Raw genomic sequence first — 15,609 nt, forward strand, 5'->3', positions numbered from 1 at the left:
AGTAAAACATATACTACTAAACTTTCAAAGTTACATTATAGAATATTCCTTTAAAGGAATTAATGTACCATAATCTATTAAATTTCCTTTAGATAGATTTTGATACTTCTTTTCAAATTTATTCAAAAATTGACTTATTGCATAAAAATCCGGATGAGACTCAATTCTACCATAAAATGATAATACATCTTTTGATATAAAACCCGAACATCCACCAATAAATCCATAATTTAACTCAAATAATTCGATATGTCCTGGATTAATTAGAAGGGAGTGTATAGAATTCAAAATAGCCTTTTTATGTATTCCCCTATCGGATGTAATTATAGCATTTTCTGAAACTATGCATATAGAACACTTTGCATACCCTTGTTTTACATCAATTAATTTCACATTTCTTTTAATTAATTCGTCTAATAATATTTCATCCGTATATTTAATATTTAGTACCGCAAAATTGCCTATTCTTGCTACATTATAAGGTACGTCTTCTGGATATTTTGAATTTATATATTTTTTGCCTATTATAATTTCAAAACCTTCCTGTTCAAGTGCATAGTAAAATTTATCGTCAATGTTTGGAGCAATAACTATTTTGTTATCACCTAAATGATGAAATTGAATATCTGGATGATATGATACAGCTTCATATAATGAGCTTTGTCTATTTGTTTTTATTATTCTTATGCCTAATTTTTTAATATTATCTTCAATCTCATTGTTTATTCTTCCATCACATACTGCTAAGGAGACTCCCCCTTTTGGTAAATTAGGAGTTTGTATAAATCTTTCCTTCAATAAAACCTCTCCCTTTCATACCAAAATACTATAAAATTAAGGGATAGAAGTTCTTTACTTCTATCCCTTAACTATGGAGGCGGCACCCAGATTCGAACTGGGGAATAAAGGTTTTGCAGACCTCTGCCTTACCACTTGGCTATGCCGCCATATTAAATTTTGGAGCGGGAAACGGGACTCGAACCCGCGGCATTCACCTTGGCAAGGTGACGCTCTACCAACTGAGCTATTCCCGCATAAAATTTGGTGGCCAGAGCCGGAATCGAACCAGCGACACGGGGATTTTCAGTCCCCTGCTCTACCTACTGAGCTATCTGGCCAAATGGCGACCCAGAAGGGGCTCGAACCCTCGACCTCCGGCGTGACAGGCCGGCACTCTAACCAGCTGAGCTACTGGGCCATATATGGTGGGCACGACAGGGCTCGAACCTGTGACCCTCTGCTTGTAAGGCAGATGCTCTCCCAGCTGAGCTACGCGCCCAATTCCTTTTGACATAATTTATAATACAATGAATTTAACGTTTTGTCAACACATTTTATAATATTTTTTTACGCATATTTTAACTTAGAATGAAATTTCTTCTTATTTTCATACATTCTGCGATCTGCCTCTTGTATGAAATCTACTACACTTTCATATTGTTTTGTATATGTTGCTATTCCAAAACTAACACTTAGTTCAACTTTATTCATCTTATTAAGTTCATCTATTTTAAAGTTAATTCTTCCCACAATATTGTCTGCATCAATTTCATTACAGTTTAGTACAACTATTAAAAACTCATCTCCTCCAAGCCTTATTACAAAATCATCTTTTTTTATACAGCTTCTAAATATTTTACTTACATTTATAATGGCCTTATCCCCTTCACAATGTCCAAAACTATCATTAATTAATTTTAAGTTATTTAAGTCAGCATATATAATTGATATTGGAGTTTTAGAGTATTTATTTATAATACTTGTTAACTTCTCCAAACCTGCTCTTCTATTTAAACACTTAGTCATAGCATCGTGTGTTGCATAAAATTCCCACATCTTCATTCTTCTTTTTATTTCCCTTTTTACAAGTACATAAATAAGGATAGACGATATACATATAAATATACTTCCTTTTACAATGGAAAAATTTAAAATCATATTTTTATCTCTAACTAGGCTATATAATATCCTATCAGATAGCATTACCCAACAAATACCAAACAAAAAATAATATAATGCAACTTTTAAAGCTCCAAATCCAATTTTTTTCATTCCCATCATCCTCTACAATTGATCTATTAAGGATTTCGAATTTTATTTCAAAAACTTTATATACTTTATCTAATATTTTTTATAAATTTGTGAAGATGCAAAAACATATTTACCTAAAAATTCTATCATAATCAAAAGATGTAAGTCAAATAAAATTTATACAAACAATTGATGATAAAAATTAACCCCCATGCGAAATTTAAACTGCATGGGGGTTATTACCAAAACATTAGCTAAACTTTTTATATAGAATATTTAATATGAGATCAACCAATTGTATCTATCAATTTTTGAATATCCTCCCTTGTAAATTGGTATCTTCTGTCACAAAAATGGCACTCTACCTGCATAAGTTCTTCCTCTTCCTTTAACCTCTCAAGTTCATCTTTTCCTAATGCAATAAGTGCCTTTTCCACCCTTTCTCTTGAACAGTCACATTCATAGGATATTTGCATTTCATCATGTATCTTTAAGTCCATATCATCAAAAAGCAGATTAAGTATATCTTCACAGCTCTTTCCTTCTGCAATTAATGTTGAAAGTGGAGGTATTTCTTGAAGCCTAAATGTAATAATATCTGCAAGTAGTTCATTTGCACCAGGCATCATTTGTATTACAAGAGCACCTGCTGCTTTTATAGAAGTATCCTTATCAACAAGCACACCAAGTGCAACAGCAGAAGGTACTTGTTCTGATACTGTAAAATAATATGCTATATCGTCACCTATTTCTCCTGTATATATAGGAACACTACCAACATACGGATCTCTTAATCCCATATCCTTTACAACATTTAAAAATCCATCTTTTCCAACAGCTGCACCAACATTAAGTTTACCTTTGTCATTAAGTGGTAAATCTACATGTGGATTTGATATATACCCCTTTACATTTCCCTTTGAATTTGCAACAACAACCAAGTTACCTGCAGGTCCCTTACCATTCATAGATAACGTTAATGTATCCTTATCTCCCTTTAACATTGCTCCCATAACAGTACCTGCTGATAAAAGCCTACCTAAAGCTGCAGATGCAGTAGGGCTCAAATCATGTATTTGTCTTGCCTTTTCAACTATATCTGTAGTAATTGCCATAAAAAGTCTTACATCTCCATTTGAAGCTGTAGCTCTAACTAATCTACCCATCGTTTTTCCTCCTAAAATTGTTAATTTTAATTTGACTTTGCTTAAAAATTTTAGAATTAATTATACAAATATAAAAAATTTGCGTCAACAAAAACAAAATTACTTTAATGTAACCAATTATCTAGACCATGAATATTATAATACAAAATCCTTTATTAAGGAGAGTTTTTTGTGGACAAAGAAAAAGATAAATTAAAGGTCAAAGTACGCCAATCTAAAGATGGAAGAAAGAAAAAAATAAAAATTGAAAATGATTTTTTTAAAATAAGTATTAGAGTTAAAGATAAAGATATTGAAGTTTGCGAAGATGAATAAAATTTATTTTTTAGCAACAAATAGGGCTCTAATACTTTGCTGTTTTATATTTTCAAAACTATAATCATCAAATATCTCAACTTCTTTAAATCCAACTTCTTTTAATACATTAAATATGTAATCGTTTTTATATATTTTTTGTACATGCCTCTCATCAAATCTCCTGTAATATCTTCCTTCTTTTACAAAGAAACTTATATACATCTCTAAAATATCGTCATTAATATAGTTATCCCAAATATAACATATATCTTCTCTATTTAATGTAAATGTTTTTTCTCCTATAACCTCTCTTAATTTATATTCTGTGCTTATATCAAATAAAAAATATCCATCATCTTCTAAATGTTCATATACATTTTTAAAAGACATAATTAACTCATCTTCTTTTGTTATGTAGTTAAAACAATCACAAAAACTAAATATAAATGGGAACTTCTTATTTAACCTAAAATTTCTTATATCCTGTTTTAAAAGATTAACCCTTAGTCTTTCCTTTCTTATCTTTTCTTCCGCTTTTGCTAGCATATCCTCTGAATTATCTATAGCAGTAACATCAAAGCCTAGTTTTTTTAAATTTATAGTCATATTACCTGTACCACAGCCAAGTTCTAAGCATTTTTTGTATTTTAATTCAATATTTTTATTGTGAAAATATTTTTTAATAAACTCTGTCCATTTATTATAATCCACATCCATAAGCTCATCATACACCAATGATAAACTCGTATATTGCTCCATATACTTCCACTCCTATAAATTATTTTAATCTTACTATTCGCATTGTTTATAAAAATTATATCACAGGAGGTATTTTATGCTATATCCATTATTTTTTCAACCTGTTTACAAAGAAACAATTTGGGGTGGTCAAAATCTTAAAAAACTTTTTCATAGAGAATTACCCTACCAAAAAACAGCAGAAAGCTGGGAAGTATGCTGTCATAAAAATGGAATAAGTATAATTGAAAATGGAATTTTAAGAGGTAAATCTATTATAGAAGCAATAAATGTATATAAAATAGACCTTATAGGTAACAAAGGACTAAAATTTGATACATTCCCTTTATTAATAAAATATATAGATGCCAATGACAATCTCTCTGTACAGGTACATCCTGATGATGAATATGCCTTAAAAAACGAAGGCGAATTTGGTAAAACTGAAGTATGGTATGTTTTAAGTGCAAAGGAAAATGCTAAAATAATTTATGGTGTGAAAAATGGCATAACAAAAGATGAGTTTAAAAAAAATATATTAAAAAATAATATAGAGGAATGCTTAAACTTTGTATCTGTAAAAAAAGGTGATGTAATTTTTATACCTCCTGGAACTGTACATGCCCTATTAGAAGGGATAGTAGTTGCAGAAATTCAGCAAAATAGCGATACGACATATAGAATATATGATTGGAACAGAGTTGATAAGGATGGTAACCCTCGCAAACTACATGTTGATAAGGCACTTGATGTAATGGACTTTAATTTAAATGGTACAATTTACAATCCTACATTTAGCAAATTCAAAACCTACTCTATAGCTAATATTTCAAAGTGCAAATACTTCAATGTAGATGAAATTATAGTCCATGATAAGTACCAAGATGAAACAACTGGAGAATCCTTCTACATCTTTATGTGCATAGAAGGAAGCGGACTTTTACATTATAAAGGAGATTCATATTCAATTCCTGCAGGAAAAACCTTTATGATACCCGCAAAGAAAGAAAAATTTTCAATTGAAGGTGAACTTAATCTTTTAAAAGTATATCTATAATTTATAGCCCGATGAATGTATTTTTAACATTCATCGGGCTTTTAAAAAATAAGACTAAATACCCTTAATTTATTCACTTATTCCACTTTCTTCCTGCATCCTTGTTTCTTTTTGTCATAATTCCTCCAATTTTACCTGTCTCCTCAGCTGTAAGACCACTCCAACCATATTTTTTTACTTTATCTAAAAGCCCAAGTTCCTCTGCAATTTCGTATTTTATCCTTTCCCTCTCAAGTTCTTCTTCACTTAGCGGCTTTTTTGCTTTTAGTTTTGCCTTTACCTTCTTTTTAAACGGTGTTGCCATAATAACACCCCCTCAGGATTATTTTTATCCTAAGGGGGTAATTTTATACTAAATGGCAAGAAACAAAATGTCCTCCACCAACATCTCTAAACTTAGGTACCTCCTGCGAACATATGTCTTTTTTATAAGGACACCTTGTATGGAACTTGCATCCACTAGGTGGATTTGCTGGGCTTGGTATATCTCCCTGAAGTATTATTCTTTCTCTCTTTAATGTAGGATCAGGAATAGGAACAGCAGATAGCAGTGCCTTTGTATAAGGGTGTAGTGGATTTTTATAAAGTTCATGCTTTTCTGCAAGCTCAACAAGTGAGCCTAAGTACATAACCCCTACTCTATGGCTTATATGCTTTACAACACTCAAGTCATGGGATATAAACATATACGAAAAACCGAACTTTTGTTGAAGATCACATAATAGATTTACAATTTGAGATTGAATTGATACATCAAGAGCAGATACTGGCTCATCACACACTATGAATTTTGGATTTAGCACCAGTGCTCTTGCTATACCTATTCTTTGTCTTTGGCCACCCGAAAACTCATGTGGATATCTTCTTATGTGATATGGTGCAAGACCACACATCTCAAGTGCCTCAAGTACTCTATCCTTTACTTCACCTTTTGATACAATTTTATGATCTACTAGCGCTTCTCCTATTATTTCACCAACTGTCATTCTGGGATTTAATGAACTATAAGGGTCTTGAAATATTATCTGCATTTTTGGTCTTATGCTTCTTAATTCTTTTCTGCTTAAACTAAATATATCTTTTCCTTCAAAATAAACATTTCCATCTGTTTTATCTAATAATCTAAGTATAGTTCTCCCTGTTGTTGATTTACCACATCCTGATTCTCCAACAAAACCTAAAGTTTCTCCTTCCTTTAGCTCAAAGGATACATCATCAACTGCCTTTACATATCCCACAGTTCTTTGAAAAACCCCTGCTTTTATAGGAAAATATTTTTTTAGGTTTTCTACCTTCAACAATGTCTCTGCCATATTATTTCACCTCCTTATAGAGGTGGCAAGCCACCTTATGTCCGTCTTTTACACTGCATAACTTCGGCTGCTCTTTTCTGCAAATGTCCATGGCCTTAGAACATCTAGGATGGAAATAACAGCCTTCAGGCATATTAAGTGGATTAGGCACTTGTCCTGGGATTGAATTTAATCTCTCTTTGTCTTGATTTAAAATTGGTTTTGACTCAAGCAAACCTATAGTATATGGATGCAGTGGATTCTTAAATATCTCAAAAACATCAGCCTCTTCAACTATCTTACCTGCATACATAACTACAACATGATCTGCCATCTCTGCAACAACACCTAAGTCGTGTGTTATTAACATTATTGATGTATTTGTTTTGTTTTTAAGCTCCCTCATTAAATCTAATATTTGTGCTTGAATTGTAACATCAAGTGCTGTAGTTGGCTCATCTGCAATTAAAAGTTTTGGATTACAAGCCATTGCCATTGCAATCATTGCCCTCTGTCTCATTCCCCCTGAAAGCTCATGAGGATAGGCATCAACAACCTCATTAGCCCTTGGAATACCCACTAATTTTAACATATCAATTGCCTTTTCACGTGCCTGCTCTCTATTCATATTTTGATGTAATACAATTGCTTCAATAATTTGATCTCCAATTGTAAAAACAGGATTTAATGATGTCATAGGCTCCTGAAATATAACTGATATCTTATTACCACGAATTTTTCTTATTTCTGAATCTGTTGCCTTCGTCAAATCTTTACCTTCAAAAATTATTTCACCACTTACTATTTTACCTGGAGGATTTGGAATTAATTTAAGAATAGACATTGCAGTAATACTTTTGCCACAACCTGATTCTCCAACAACCCCTAATGTTTCTCCCTCTCTTATTGTCAAACTAACATCATCAACAGCCTTTATCACTCCATCTTCTGTATAAAAATATGTCTTAAGATTTTTTATACTTAAAAGTTCCCCCATAATATTACCTCCTATCTTTTTAGCTTTGGATCAAGAGCATCTCTTAATCCATCACCAAACAAGTTTATCGCCATAACTGTTAGGAATATGCACACTCCAGGAGGTATCCATTTCCAATATTCGTATTTCATTACATAATAATCTGTTGCAACCTGAACCATTTGTCCCCATGATGGATATGGAGGTGTAACACCTAATCCTAAATAACTAAGTGCTGATTCTGATAGAATTGCACTACCTATTCCCAATGTTGCTGAAACTATAATTGATGCAAATGTATTTGGAAGCAGATGCCTAAAGATCTTTCTTCTATCTCTAAGCCCCAAAGCTTCTGCTGCCTGCATAAATTCTTGTTCTCTTAAAGACAATATCTGTCCTCTTACAATACGAGCAAGACCTGTCCAACTTAATATACCAATTATAACCATAACAAAGTAAATTCTATACTTAGGATCCACCTTATAATCTGATAAAACAGCTGCAAGCATTAAAAGTAGCGGGAAGAAAGGGAAACACATAAATATATCAACAAATCTCATAATAATCCCATCTACTACTCCACCATAATAACCTGATATTCCGCCAATTATACTTCCTATAACAACACTGATTGATACAGCAACAATTCCAACAGTCAATGATATTCTTCCACCATACATAAGTCTTGTTAATATGTCTCTTCCTACTTCATCTGTTCCAAGTGGATGCTTTAAGCTTGGTGGTGCCGATATATTATATAAATCAATTTTTTCCATTGTAATACCAAAAACATATTTTTGTACAATAGGTCCAAACACAGAAACAACAATCATAAACAAGAGTATATATAAACCAGCCATAGCAAGTTTATTTCTTCTTAACCTATGTCTGACTATTTTCCAAGGACTCATTATATCCTCTTTTTTTGCACCCTTTAATTCAACACCTTTATTTAAATTATTTTTAACTTCAGCCATTTACTTCACCCCCCTACTTTAATCTAATTCTTGGGTCAACAATTGCATAGGTTACATCTGCAATTAGATTTCCTAAGAGGGTTAAAAATGCAAGAAGCATATTAATTCCCATTAAAAGTGGATAATCTCTATTGTTAACAGCTAAAAGTTCAATAGGTCCAATTCCTGGCCAGTTAAATATAGCTTCTGTTATCATTGCACCTGAAAATAAACCAGGTAACCACATACCAAATATTGTAACAACAGGAATTAACGCGTTTCTTAGTGCATGTTTATATATTACAACCTTTTCTCTCAATCCCTTTGCCCTTGCTGTTCTTATATAATCCTGTCTTATAACCTCAAGCATACTTGAACGTGTATACCTCATAAGTCCTGCTACACTACCTAATGTTAAAACAGTAAGTGGCAGAACCATATGATATAATACATCCTTAAACTTTTCAAAACCAACTGCAGTACTTCCTGGAGTCATCATTCCAGATACAGGAAATAAATTAATATCAACTGCAAACCACTTTATTAAAAGAAGTCCAAAGAAGAAGGACGGCATAGATATACCAATTAGAGCAAAAACCGTAAAGAAGTAATCTATGAAGCTATACTGCCTTGTTGCTGATATAACCCCTATTGGTATTGCAATCAAAACGCTTAAGATAAAAGAAGCCAAAGATAAATAAAAAGAGTTCCAAATATATGTATTCATAACCCTACCAACAGGCTGTTTAAAATAAAATGACTCTCCAAAATCCCCTCTTATTACATTCTGAACCCAATATTTATATTGGACAATTGCTGGTTCATCAAGGTGCAGCTGTTTTCTAATCTTCTGCTTTGTTTCATAGGACATTTTGGGATCCATCATACCTGTTAGGGCATCACCTGGTGCTGCTTGAAAAATCAAAAAGATAATAATAGATACCCCAATAAGTACAGGTATCATTTGCAAAAGCCTTCTTGTAATATACTGCCTCATTTTATCCCCCCCTAAATTAAGCCCGGCCTAAGGCCGGGCATTTATTACTTAACATCAACAAGTTCTACTTTATGGATATCGTAAGTCCAGTCAGTAAATGGTGATAGTCTTAATCCCTTAACCTTAGAACTAACTGCATAAGTATCCTTAGCATAGCTTAGGAATAGATATGGAAGTTCTTCATTAGCTAGCTTTACCCATTGATGATAAATTTGCTTTCTCTTTTCCATATCAGTTTCCTTTAAGCCCTCTTTGATTAGTCTTTCTGATTCTTCATTTCTCCAACCAACTGAATTAAATCCACCAAGCTTATCTTGTTCAATTGAGAATATTCCTGATGGATCTGGGTCAATTGAAAGTGACCATGCCATATTGTACATTTCAAATTTTTGTTCGTCATATACCTTTTGAGCAAGTGTACTGAATTCCATTAGTTCTGGAATTACTTCAACACCTATCTGCTTCCAGTTTTCAATTAGAATTGGAGTTAAAGCTTCAACATATTTACTTCCTGTATATGTCATCCAATGGATTGTAAACTTTTTACCATCTTTATATCTATATCCATCTTCCTTCTTTACCCAACCAGCTTCATCAAGAAGCTTATTTGCTAACTCTGGATTATATTCATACTTGTTAAGTTCATCTGTATATGCCCAAGATACCTTTGATACAGGTGCATTACATACATCTCCAAGTCCCTTGTAGTATGCTTGAATAAATCCTGCTCTGTTTAAACCGTAAGCAAGTGCTTGACGAACTTTCTTATCCTTAAACTTTTCATCTCTTAAATTCCAACCAATGTATCCGTAACTATTTGATGGATAGCTGTAAATATCTAAGAACTCAGCCTTCTTAACAAGTTCAATTTGTTCTGGCTTACTTGGAATTCTGTCAACATCAACACTACCAGTTGTTAATTCTTGAATTACTGTATTTGCATTTGTTACCTTCATTATAATCTTAGCTATCTTTGGTTCGCCTCTCCAATAGTTTGGATTCTTTTCAAATACAATTTCTTGTCCTGCTTTATATTCCTTAAATAAGTATGGACCTGCACCAACTGGGCTTAAGAACTTATCCTTTAGAGCCTTTATGTTACCCTTTTCAAAATTATATATGTGCTTTGGCATAATTCCATATCCAAAGTCATATATAGCAGGAGCCTTTGGTTCCTTTAAAGTAAATGAAATTGTATATTTGTCTATAACCTTGATACCACTAACTTCCTTTACCTTTCCTTCTTTATCTTGGTTATATTCTTCATAACCAACTAGTGATGAAACTGCATCTGTTCTTGGTCCATCATAGCTTGGGTCACATATTGCAGTAAATGTGAAAGCTACGTCTTCAGCAGTAACTTCTTTACCATCACTAAACTTAACTCCTTTATTTAACGTAAATGTATATGTCTTTCCATCCTCTGAAATCTTCCATTCTTTTGCTATAAGTGGAGTTGGGTTACCTTGCTCATCGTTTGAAATCAATCCATCAAATACAAGACTAACTACCCAAGAATCATAAACTGAGTCTGAATAAATTGGATTAAACTTACCTGATGGAGCTGTTGTACCAACTATTAATGTATCCTTTCTGTTCTTTGATACATCAGGCATCTTAGATGGGTTTGAAGCCTTTACAACTTCTGCAACATCCTTTTTCGATGTGTCTGTTGTTTTTCCACCTTTACCGCAGGATGTAAAAAGCATCATAACTGCTAATAATCCTGCAGCAAAGCTCGCAAGCTTTTTGTTCATTTTCGCTCCCCCTTTAATAAAAATTTTATATATAACCCATAAGGGTTATGCACCTAATAAAACTGTATGTTTTTATTCAAAAATTATTCCTAACTTTACATTTCGATTTTTCGCAATATTAAAATTCATTATTTTTATTTTTTCATTTAATTTATTAAGTTAAATGTTTTTACGCTAATTTTTGAAATTTTATATGTCCCAAACTTCTTTTTTCTGTATTTTACCAATGTGTGTATTTGATGTCAATATAAAACAATAAGAAAAATTATTACCTATTTCGACTTAATTTTTGTATATTTAAACATTAAAAATTGATGAATTTGGAATAAAATAATGTTATAATATACAAAAACATAGTATATACCTTTATTAGAAGTTTTTTAAAAGGAGGATAAAGTAATGGGTGTTAGATTAGCAGTTGTCGGCGCAACTGGAATGGTAGGTAGAAAGTTTTTAGACGTTTTAAAGGAAAGAAATTTCCCAATTGATAAATTATATTTATTTGCATCTTCAAAATCTGCAGGAAAAACAATAAACTTCAATGGAAAGGACTATGTTGTAGAAGAATTAAAGGAAGATTCTTTTGATAGAGGAATAGATATAGCTTTATTCTCTGCTGGAGCTTCAACAAGCTTAAAATTTGCTCCTATAGCAGCAAGTAAAGGATGTGTTGTTGTCGACAATAGTAGTGCATGGAGAATGGATGAGAATGTACCACTTGTTGTACCTGAAGTAAATCCAGAAGATATAAAGTGGCATAAGGGAATTATTGCAAATCCAAATTGCTCAACAATACAAGCTGTTGTTGCCCTAAAACCTCTAGATGACAAATTTAAAATAAAAAGAATTATATATTCGACATATCAAGCTGTATCTGGAGCTGGTATGGGAGGATATGAGGATTTAGTAAATGGTATTAAGGGAGAAGCTCCAAAGAAATTCCCACATCCTATTGCATATAACTTAATTCCTCATATTGATGTATTCTTAGAAAATGGATATACAAAAGAAGAAATGAAAATGATAAACGAAACAAAAAAGATAATGCATAGACCAGATTTAAAAATAACAGCTACAACAGTTAGAGTTCCAGTGTTCTATGGACATAGTGAATCAATTAATGTAGAATTTGAAAAAAGCTTTGATATAAACGAAGTAAAAGAAACACTTAAAAACAGCAAAGGCATTGTTTTAATGGATGATGTTAATAACAACGTTTATCCAATGCCTATATTAGCAGAAGGAAAAGATGAAGTATTCGTTGGAAGAATAAGAAGAGATGAAAGCGTTGAAAATGGTATTAATATGTGGGTTGTAGCCGACAATATAAGAAAGGGTGCAGCTACAAATGCTGTACAAATAGCTGAACTTTTAATAAAAAATATAATATAATAATATTAAGGAAATTTTTTCAGAAAGGATGGATTTAAAATGAGTCTATTTACTGGAAGTGGTGTTGCAATTGTAACTCCATTTAATGAAGATGGAGTTGATTTTAAGAAACTTGAAGAACTAATAGAATGGCATATAGAACAAAAAACTGATGCAATAATAATCTGTGGAACAACTGGCGAAGCTTCAACAATGTCTGAACAAGAAAGAAAAGAAACAATTAAATTTACTGTAGATGTTGTAAAGGGAAGAATCCCTGTTATTGCTGGAACAGGAAGCAACAATACAAAGGCTGCTGTTGAAATGAGCAGATGGGCAGATAGCATTGGAGTTGATGGCTTACTAGTTATTACACCATACTATAACAAGACAACTCAAAGAGGAGCAATTGAACACTTTAAGGCAATTGCATCAGCAGTGACAAAACCAATAATTATCTATAACGTTCCTTCAAGAACAGGATTTAATATACTTCCTGAAACTCTTTATGAACTATCAAAAATTGAAAATATAGTTGCTGTTAAAGAGGCTAGTGGAAACATTTCACAAGTTGCAGAAATTGCTCAATTATGTGGAGATAACCTTGATATATACTCTGGAAATGATGATCAAATAATACCCATTATGTCCCTGGGAGGAAAGGGAGTAATTTCTGTTGTTGCAAACATCCTTCCAAAAGATACACACGATATGTGCGAACTATTCTTAAAGGGCGATCTTAAGGCTGCACTTGATATACAGCTTAAAATGATACCTTTAATTAAAGCTCTTTTCATTGAAACAAACCCAATACCAGTAAAAACAGCAATGAACTTAATGGGAATGAATGTTGGACACCTAAGATTACCACTTGTTGATATGTCTCAAAAGAATTTAGAACTTTTAAAGAAGGAAATGATCAATTATGGAATTAAGCTATCATAGAGGTGAAGTTATGAAGGTACTACTACACGGATGTAATGGACGAATGGGACAGACTTTAACAAAAATAATTTCAAACCTAAATGATGTAGAGGTAGTATGTGGAGTTGATAAGGATACTGCAAAATTTAACAACCCATATCCTGTTTATTCTAGTTTAAATGAAGTAAAGGAAAAAGTAGATGTTCTTATAGATTTTTCTAACCATGTATGTTTGGATTCTATTTTAGAATATGGAAAGAAAAATAATGTTGCTTTAGTTATTTGTACAACTGGATTTTCTGAAGAAGAAAAAGCAAAAATGCAAGAAGCATCCAAATATATACCTATACTCCACTCTGCAAATATGTCACTTGGGGTAAATCTTATTCTATCATTAGTATCTCAAGCAGCTAAGGTGCTTTATGAAAATTTTGATATAGAAATTATCGAAAAGCACCACAATCAAAAACTAGATTCTCCAAGTGGAACTGCACTTATGATTGCAGACGCAATAAACAAAGCTCTAAATGATGTTTTAAATTATAACTACGGAAGACATTCAAAAACACAAAAACGTGAAAAGAACGAACTAGGAATTCATGCTGTTCGTGGTGGAAATATTGTAGGTGAACATGAAGTCCTATTTGCTGGTCCTTTTGAAAATATTGAAATCAAGCACACTGCTCTATCAAGAGATGTGTTTGCCTATGGTGCAATTAGAGCTGCAAAATATTTACATGGAAAACCAAATGGTTTCTACACTATGAAGGATGTAATAAGTGAATAAAAACAATAGCCGCCATGAATTTTATTCATGGCGGTTATAATATCTAAAGGAGGTACATATGGAAAATCTATTAAATATAGAGGTAAAAAGCATTGAAATATCGGGTATTAGAAAATTTTATAATATGGTTTCAAAATATGATAATGTTATCTCACTTACAATAGGCCAACCAGACTTTAAAACACCTGAACATATAAAAGATGCTGTAAAAATAGCTCTTGATAACAATAAAACAGTATATACCCACAATGCTGGAATTATAGAACTTAGAAAAGCTATATCTAACTTTATAAACTTAAAATATAATTTAAACTACAATCCAGAAGATGAAATAATAGTAACCTCTGGTGCAAGTGAGGCTATATACATTGCTTTAAAAACTATCTTAAATGCAAATGACGAGGTTTTAATTCCTGCACCATGTTATCCTGGATATGAACCTGTTGTAAAGCTTTGTGGAGCAAAAGTAAAACACATCGATACTACAAACACTAATTTTAAACTTACCAAAGATCTTATAAAGGAAAACATTAGCAATTCAACTAAATGTATAATAATTCCTTATCCATCAAACCCAACTGGTCAATGCTTAAATCATGATGAATTAAGAGAAATTGCAGATTTTATTAGAGACAAAGATATTTTTATTGTTTCAGATGAGATATATAGCGAACTTGTTTTTGATAGAAAACACATCTCTATAGCAAGTTTTTATAACTTGGAAGATAAAACAATAATAATAAATGGACTATCAAAATCCCACTCAATGACAGGATTTAGAATAGGCTTCACTTTAGCACCAAACTATATAACAAAGCATATGATAAAGGTACATCAATATCTAAATACATGTGCTACATCCTTGAGTCAATATGCTGCTCTTGAGGCACTAACTAAAGGAATTGATGATTCAATACCTATGAGGGAAGAATATAAAAAAAGAAGAGATTACACATACGAAAGACTTATAGCTATGGGATTTGACGTTGTAAAACCAAGTGGAGCTTTCTATATATTCCCTAACATAAAAAAATTCTCAAGCAATTCCTTTGATTTTGCTCTAAAGTTATTAGAAGAAGAAAGAGTTGCTGTAGTTCCAGGAAGTGCATTCTCTAATTTTGGAGAAGGCTATATAAGAATATCCTATGCATATTCTATGGAAGAACTAAAGACAGCTTTAGATAAGATTGAAAATTTTTTATCTAAGCTTAAATAAAAGCCCCATGAAATCCTTTCATGGGGCTTTTTAAACACCAATTA

16 protein-coding genes and 5 tRNA genes are annotated in these 15,609 nt (G+C 32.2%); 6 read left to right on the plus strand and 15 right to left on the minus strand.

All coding sequences use genetic code 11. The features are described from left to right. Positions 1-30: 30 nt before the first annotated feature. The 8 genes from TCEL_RS07100 to hslO form a co-directional block, all read right to left on the minus strand. Positions 31-798, minus strand: a complete 768-nt coding sequence (locus tag TCEL_RS07100; protein WP_018662593.1) for a DUF6873 family GME fold protein — start codon at positions 796-798, stop codon at positions 31-33. A gap of 74 nt (positions 799-872) precedes the next feature. Then, positions 873-947, minus strand: a tRNA-Cys gene (locus tag TCEL_RS07105). 11 nt (positions 948-958) lie between these two features. Further along, positions 959-1,034, minus strand: a tRNA-Gly gene (locus TCEL_RS07110). Between the two features lie 8 nt (positions 1,035-1,042). Next, positions 1,043-1,118 (minus strand) — tRNA-Phe (locus TCEL_RS07115). 3 nt (positions 1,119-1,121) lie between these two features. Beyond that, positions 1,122-1,198 (minus strand) — tRNA-Asp (locus tag TCEL_RS07120). 5 nt (positions 1,199-1,203) lie between these two features. Then, positions 1,204-1,279: transfer RNA gene (locus TCEL_RS07125), tRNA-Val, on the minus strand. Positions 1,280-1,347: 68 nt separating this feature from the next. Continuing rightward, positions 1,348-2,052: a GGDEF domain-containing protein gene (locus TCEL_RS07130; protein ID WP_018662595.1), complete on the minus strand. Its 705-nt coding sequence runs from the start codon at positions 2,050-2,052 to the stop codon at positions 1,348-1,350. Positions 2,053-2,318: 266 nt separating this feature from the next. Further along, positions 2,319-3,197 carry an Hsp33 family molecular chaperone HslO gene (gene hslO / locus TCEL_RS07135; RefSeq protein WP_018662597.1) on the minus strand — a complete coding sequence of 293 codons (879 nt, stop codon included), beginning with the start codon at positions 3,195-3,197 and terminating at the stop codon, positions 2,319-2,321. A gap of 171 nt (positions 3,198-3,368) precedes the next feature. On the opposite strand from hslO, the gene TCEL_RS13485 reads away from it, so the two are divergent. Continuing rightward, positions 3,369-3,512 (plus strand): hypothetical protein, encoded by a 144-nt coding sequence (locus tag TCEL_RS13485; protein ID WP_018662600.1) that lies wholly within the window; start codon positions 3,369-3,371, stop codon positions 3,510-3,512. Between the two features lie 3 nt (positions 3,513-3,515). Here TCEL_RS13485 and TCEL_RS07140 read toward each other — a convergent pair whose 3' ends face one another. Next, a complete protein-coding gene (locus TCEL_RS07140) occupies positions 3,516-4,253 on the minus strand; it encodes a class I SAM-dependent DNA methyltransferase (RefSeq protein WP_018662601.1) in 738 nt (245 codons plus the stop codon). Positions 4,254-4,329: 76 nt separating this feature from the next. On the opposite strand from TCEL_RS07140, the gene TCEL_RS07145 reads away from it, so the two are divergent. After that, entirely contained in the window at positions 4,330-5,289 is a 960-nt protein-coding gene (locus TCEL_RS07145) for a type I phosphomannose isomerase catalytic subunit (protein WP_018662602.1), read from the plus strand. A 73-nt stretch (positions 5,290-5,362) separates the two neighbouring features. On the opposite strand, the gene TCEL_RS07150 is transcribed toward TCEL_RS07145, so the two are convergent. From TCEL_RS07150 to TCEL_RS07175, 6 genes are read right to left on the minus strand one after another with little or no spacing between them, the layout of a single operon-like run. Continuing rightward, positions 5,363-5,596 carry an alpha/beta-type small acid-soluble spore protein gene (locus tag TCEL_RS07150; RefSeq protein ID WP_156874038.1) on the minus strand — a complete coding sequence of 78 codons (234 nt, stop codon included), beginning with the start codon at positions 5,594-5,596 and terminating at the stop codon, positions 5,363-5,365. Positions 5,597-5,636: 40 nt separating this feature from the next. Next, complete coding sequence (locus tag TCEL_RS07155; RefSeq protein WP_018662604.1) at positions 5,637-6,602, minus strand: ABC transporter ATP-binding protein; 966 nt, start codon at positions 6,600-6,602, stop codon at positions 5,637-5,639. Position 6,603: 1 nt separating this feature from the next. Next, on the minus strand, positions 6,604-7,578 hold the full coding sequence (locus TCEL_RS07160) for an ABC transporter ATP-binding protein (protein WP_018662605.1): 975 nt from the start codon (positions 7,576-7,578) through the stop codon (positions 6,604-6,606). A gap of 11 nt (positions 7,579-7,589) precedes the next feature. Beyond that, on the minus strand, positions 7,590-8,534 hold the full coding sequence (gene opp4C, locus TCEL_RS07165) for an oligopeptide ABC transporter permease (RefSeq protein ID WP_018662606.1): 945 nt from the start codon (positions 8,532-8,534) through the stop codon (positions 7,590-7,592). 13 nt (positions 8,535-8,547) lie between these two features. Next, positions 8,548-9,510, minus strand: coding sequence for an ABC transporter permease (locus TCEL_RS07170; RefSeq protein WP_018662607.1), 963 nt, complete (start codon positions 9,508-9,510; stop codon positions 8,548-8,550). A gap of 44 nt (positions 9,511-9,554) precedes the next feature. Further along, the gene (locus TCEL_RS07175) at positions 9,555-11,267 is read right to left on the minus strand and encodes a peptide-binding protein (protein ID WP_018662608.1); all 1,713 of its coding nucleotides are present in this window, start codon (positions 11,265-11,267) and stop codon (positions 9,555-9,557) included. Positions 11,268-11,666: 399 nt separating this feature from the next. Between TCEL_RS07175 and TCEL_RS07180 the strand changes: the two genes are divergently transcribed. Genes TCEL_RS07180 through TCEL_RS07195 form a run of 4 tightly spaced genes read left to right on the plus strand, consistent with a single transcriptional unit; the run spans position 11,667 to position 15,565 of the window. Further along, positions 11,667-12,659 carry an aspartate-semialdehyde dehydrogenase gene (locus TCEL_RS07180; RefSeq protein ID WP_018662609.1) on the plus strand — a complete coding sequence of 331 codons (993 nt, stop codon included), beginning with the start codon at positions 11,667-11,669 and terminating at the stop codon, positions 12,657-12,659. Positions 12,660-12,698: 39 nt separating this feature from the next. Then, entirely contained in the window at positions 12,699-13,583 is an 885-nt protein-coding gene (gene dapA / locus TCEL_RS07185; RefSeq protein ID WP_018662610.1) for a 4-hydroxy-tetrahydrodipicolinate synthase, read from the plus strand. A 10-nt stretch (positions 13,584-13,593) separates the two neighbouring features. Next, positions 13,594-14,349 (plus strand): 4-hydroxy-tetrahydrodipicolinate reductase, encoded by a 756-nt coding sequence (dapB, locus tag TCEL_RS07190; RefSeq protein WP_018662611.1) that lies wholly within the window; start codon positions 13,594-13,596, stop codon positions 14,347-14,349. Between the two features lie 58 nt (positions 14,350-14,407). Then, on the plus strand, positions 14,408-15,565 hold the full coding sequence (locus TCEL_RS07195) for an aminotransferase A (RefSeq protein WP_018662613.1): 1,158 nt from the start codon (positions 14,408-14,410) through the stop codon (positions 15,563-15,565). Positions 15,566-15,609: the final 44 nt, after the last annotated feature.

The organism is Thermobrachium celere DSM 8682 (assembly GCF_000430995.1).
Taxonomy (GTDB): domain Bacteria; phylum Bacillota; class Clostridia; order Clostridiales; family Caloramatoraceae; genus Thermobrachium; species Thermobrachium celere.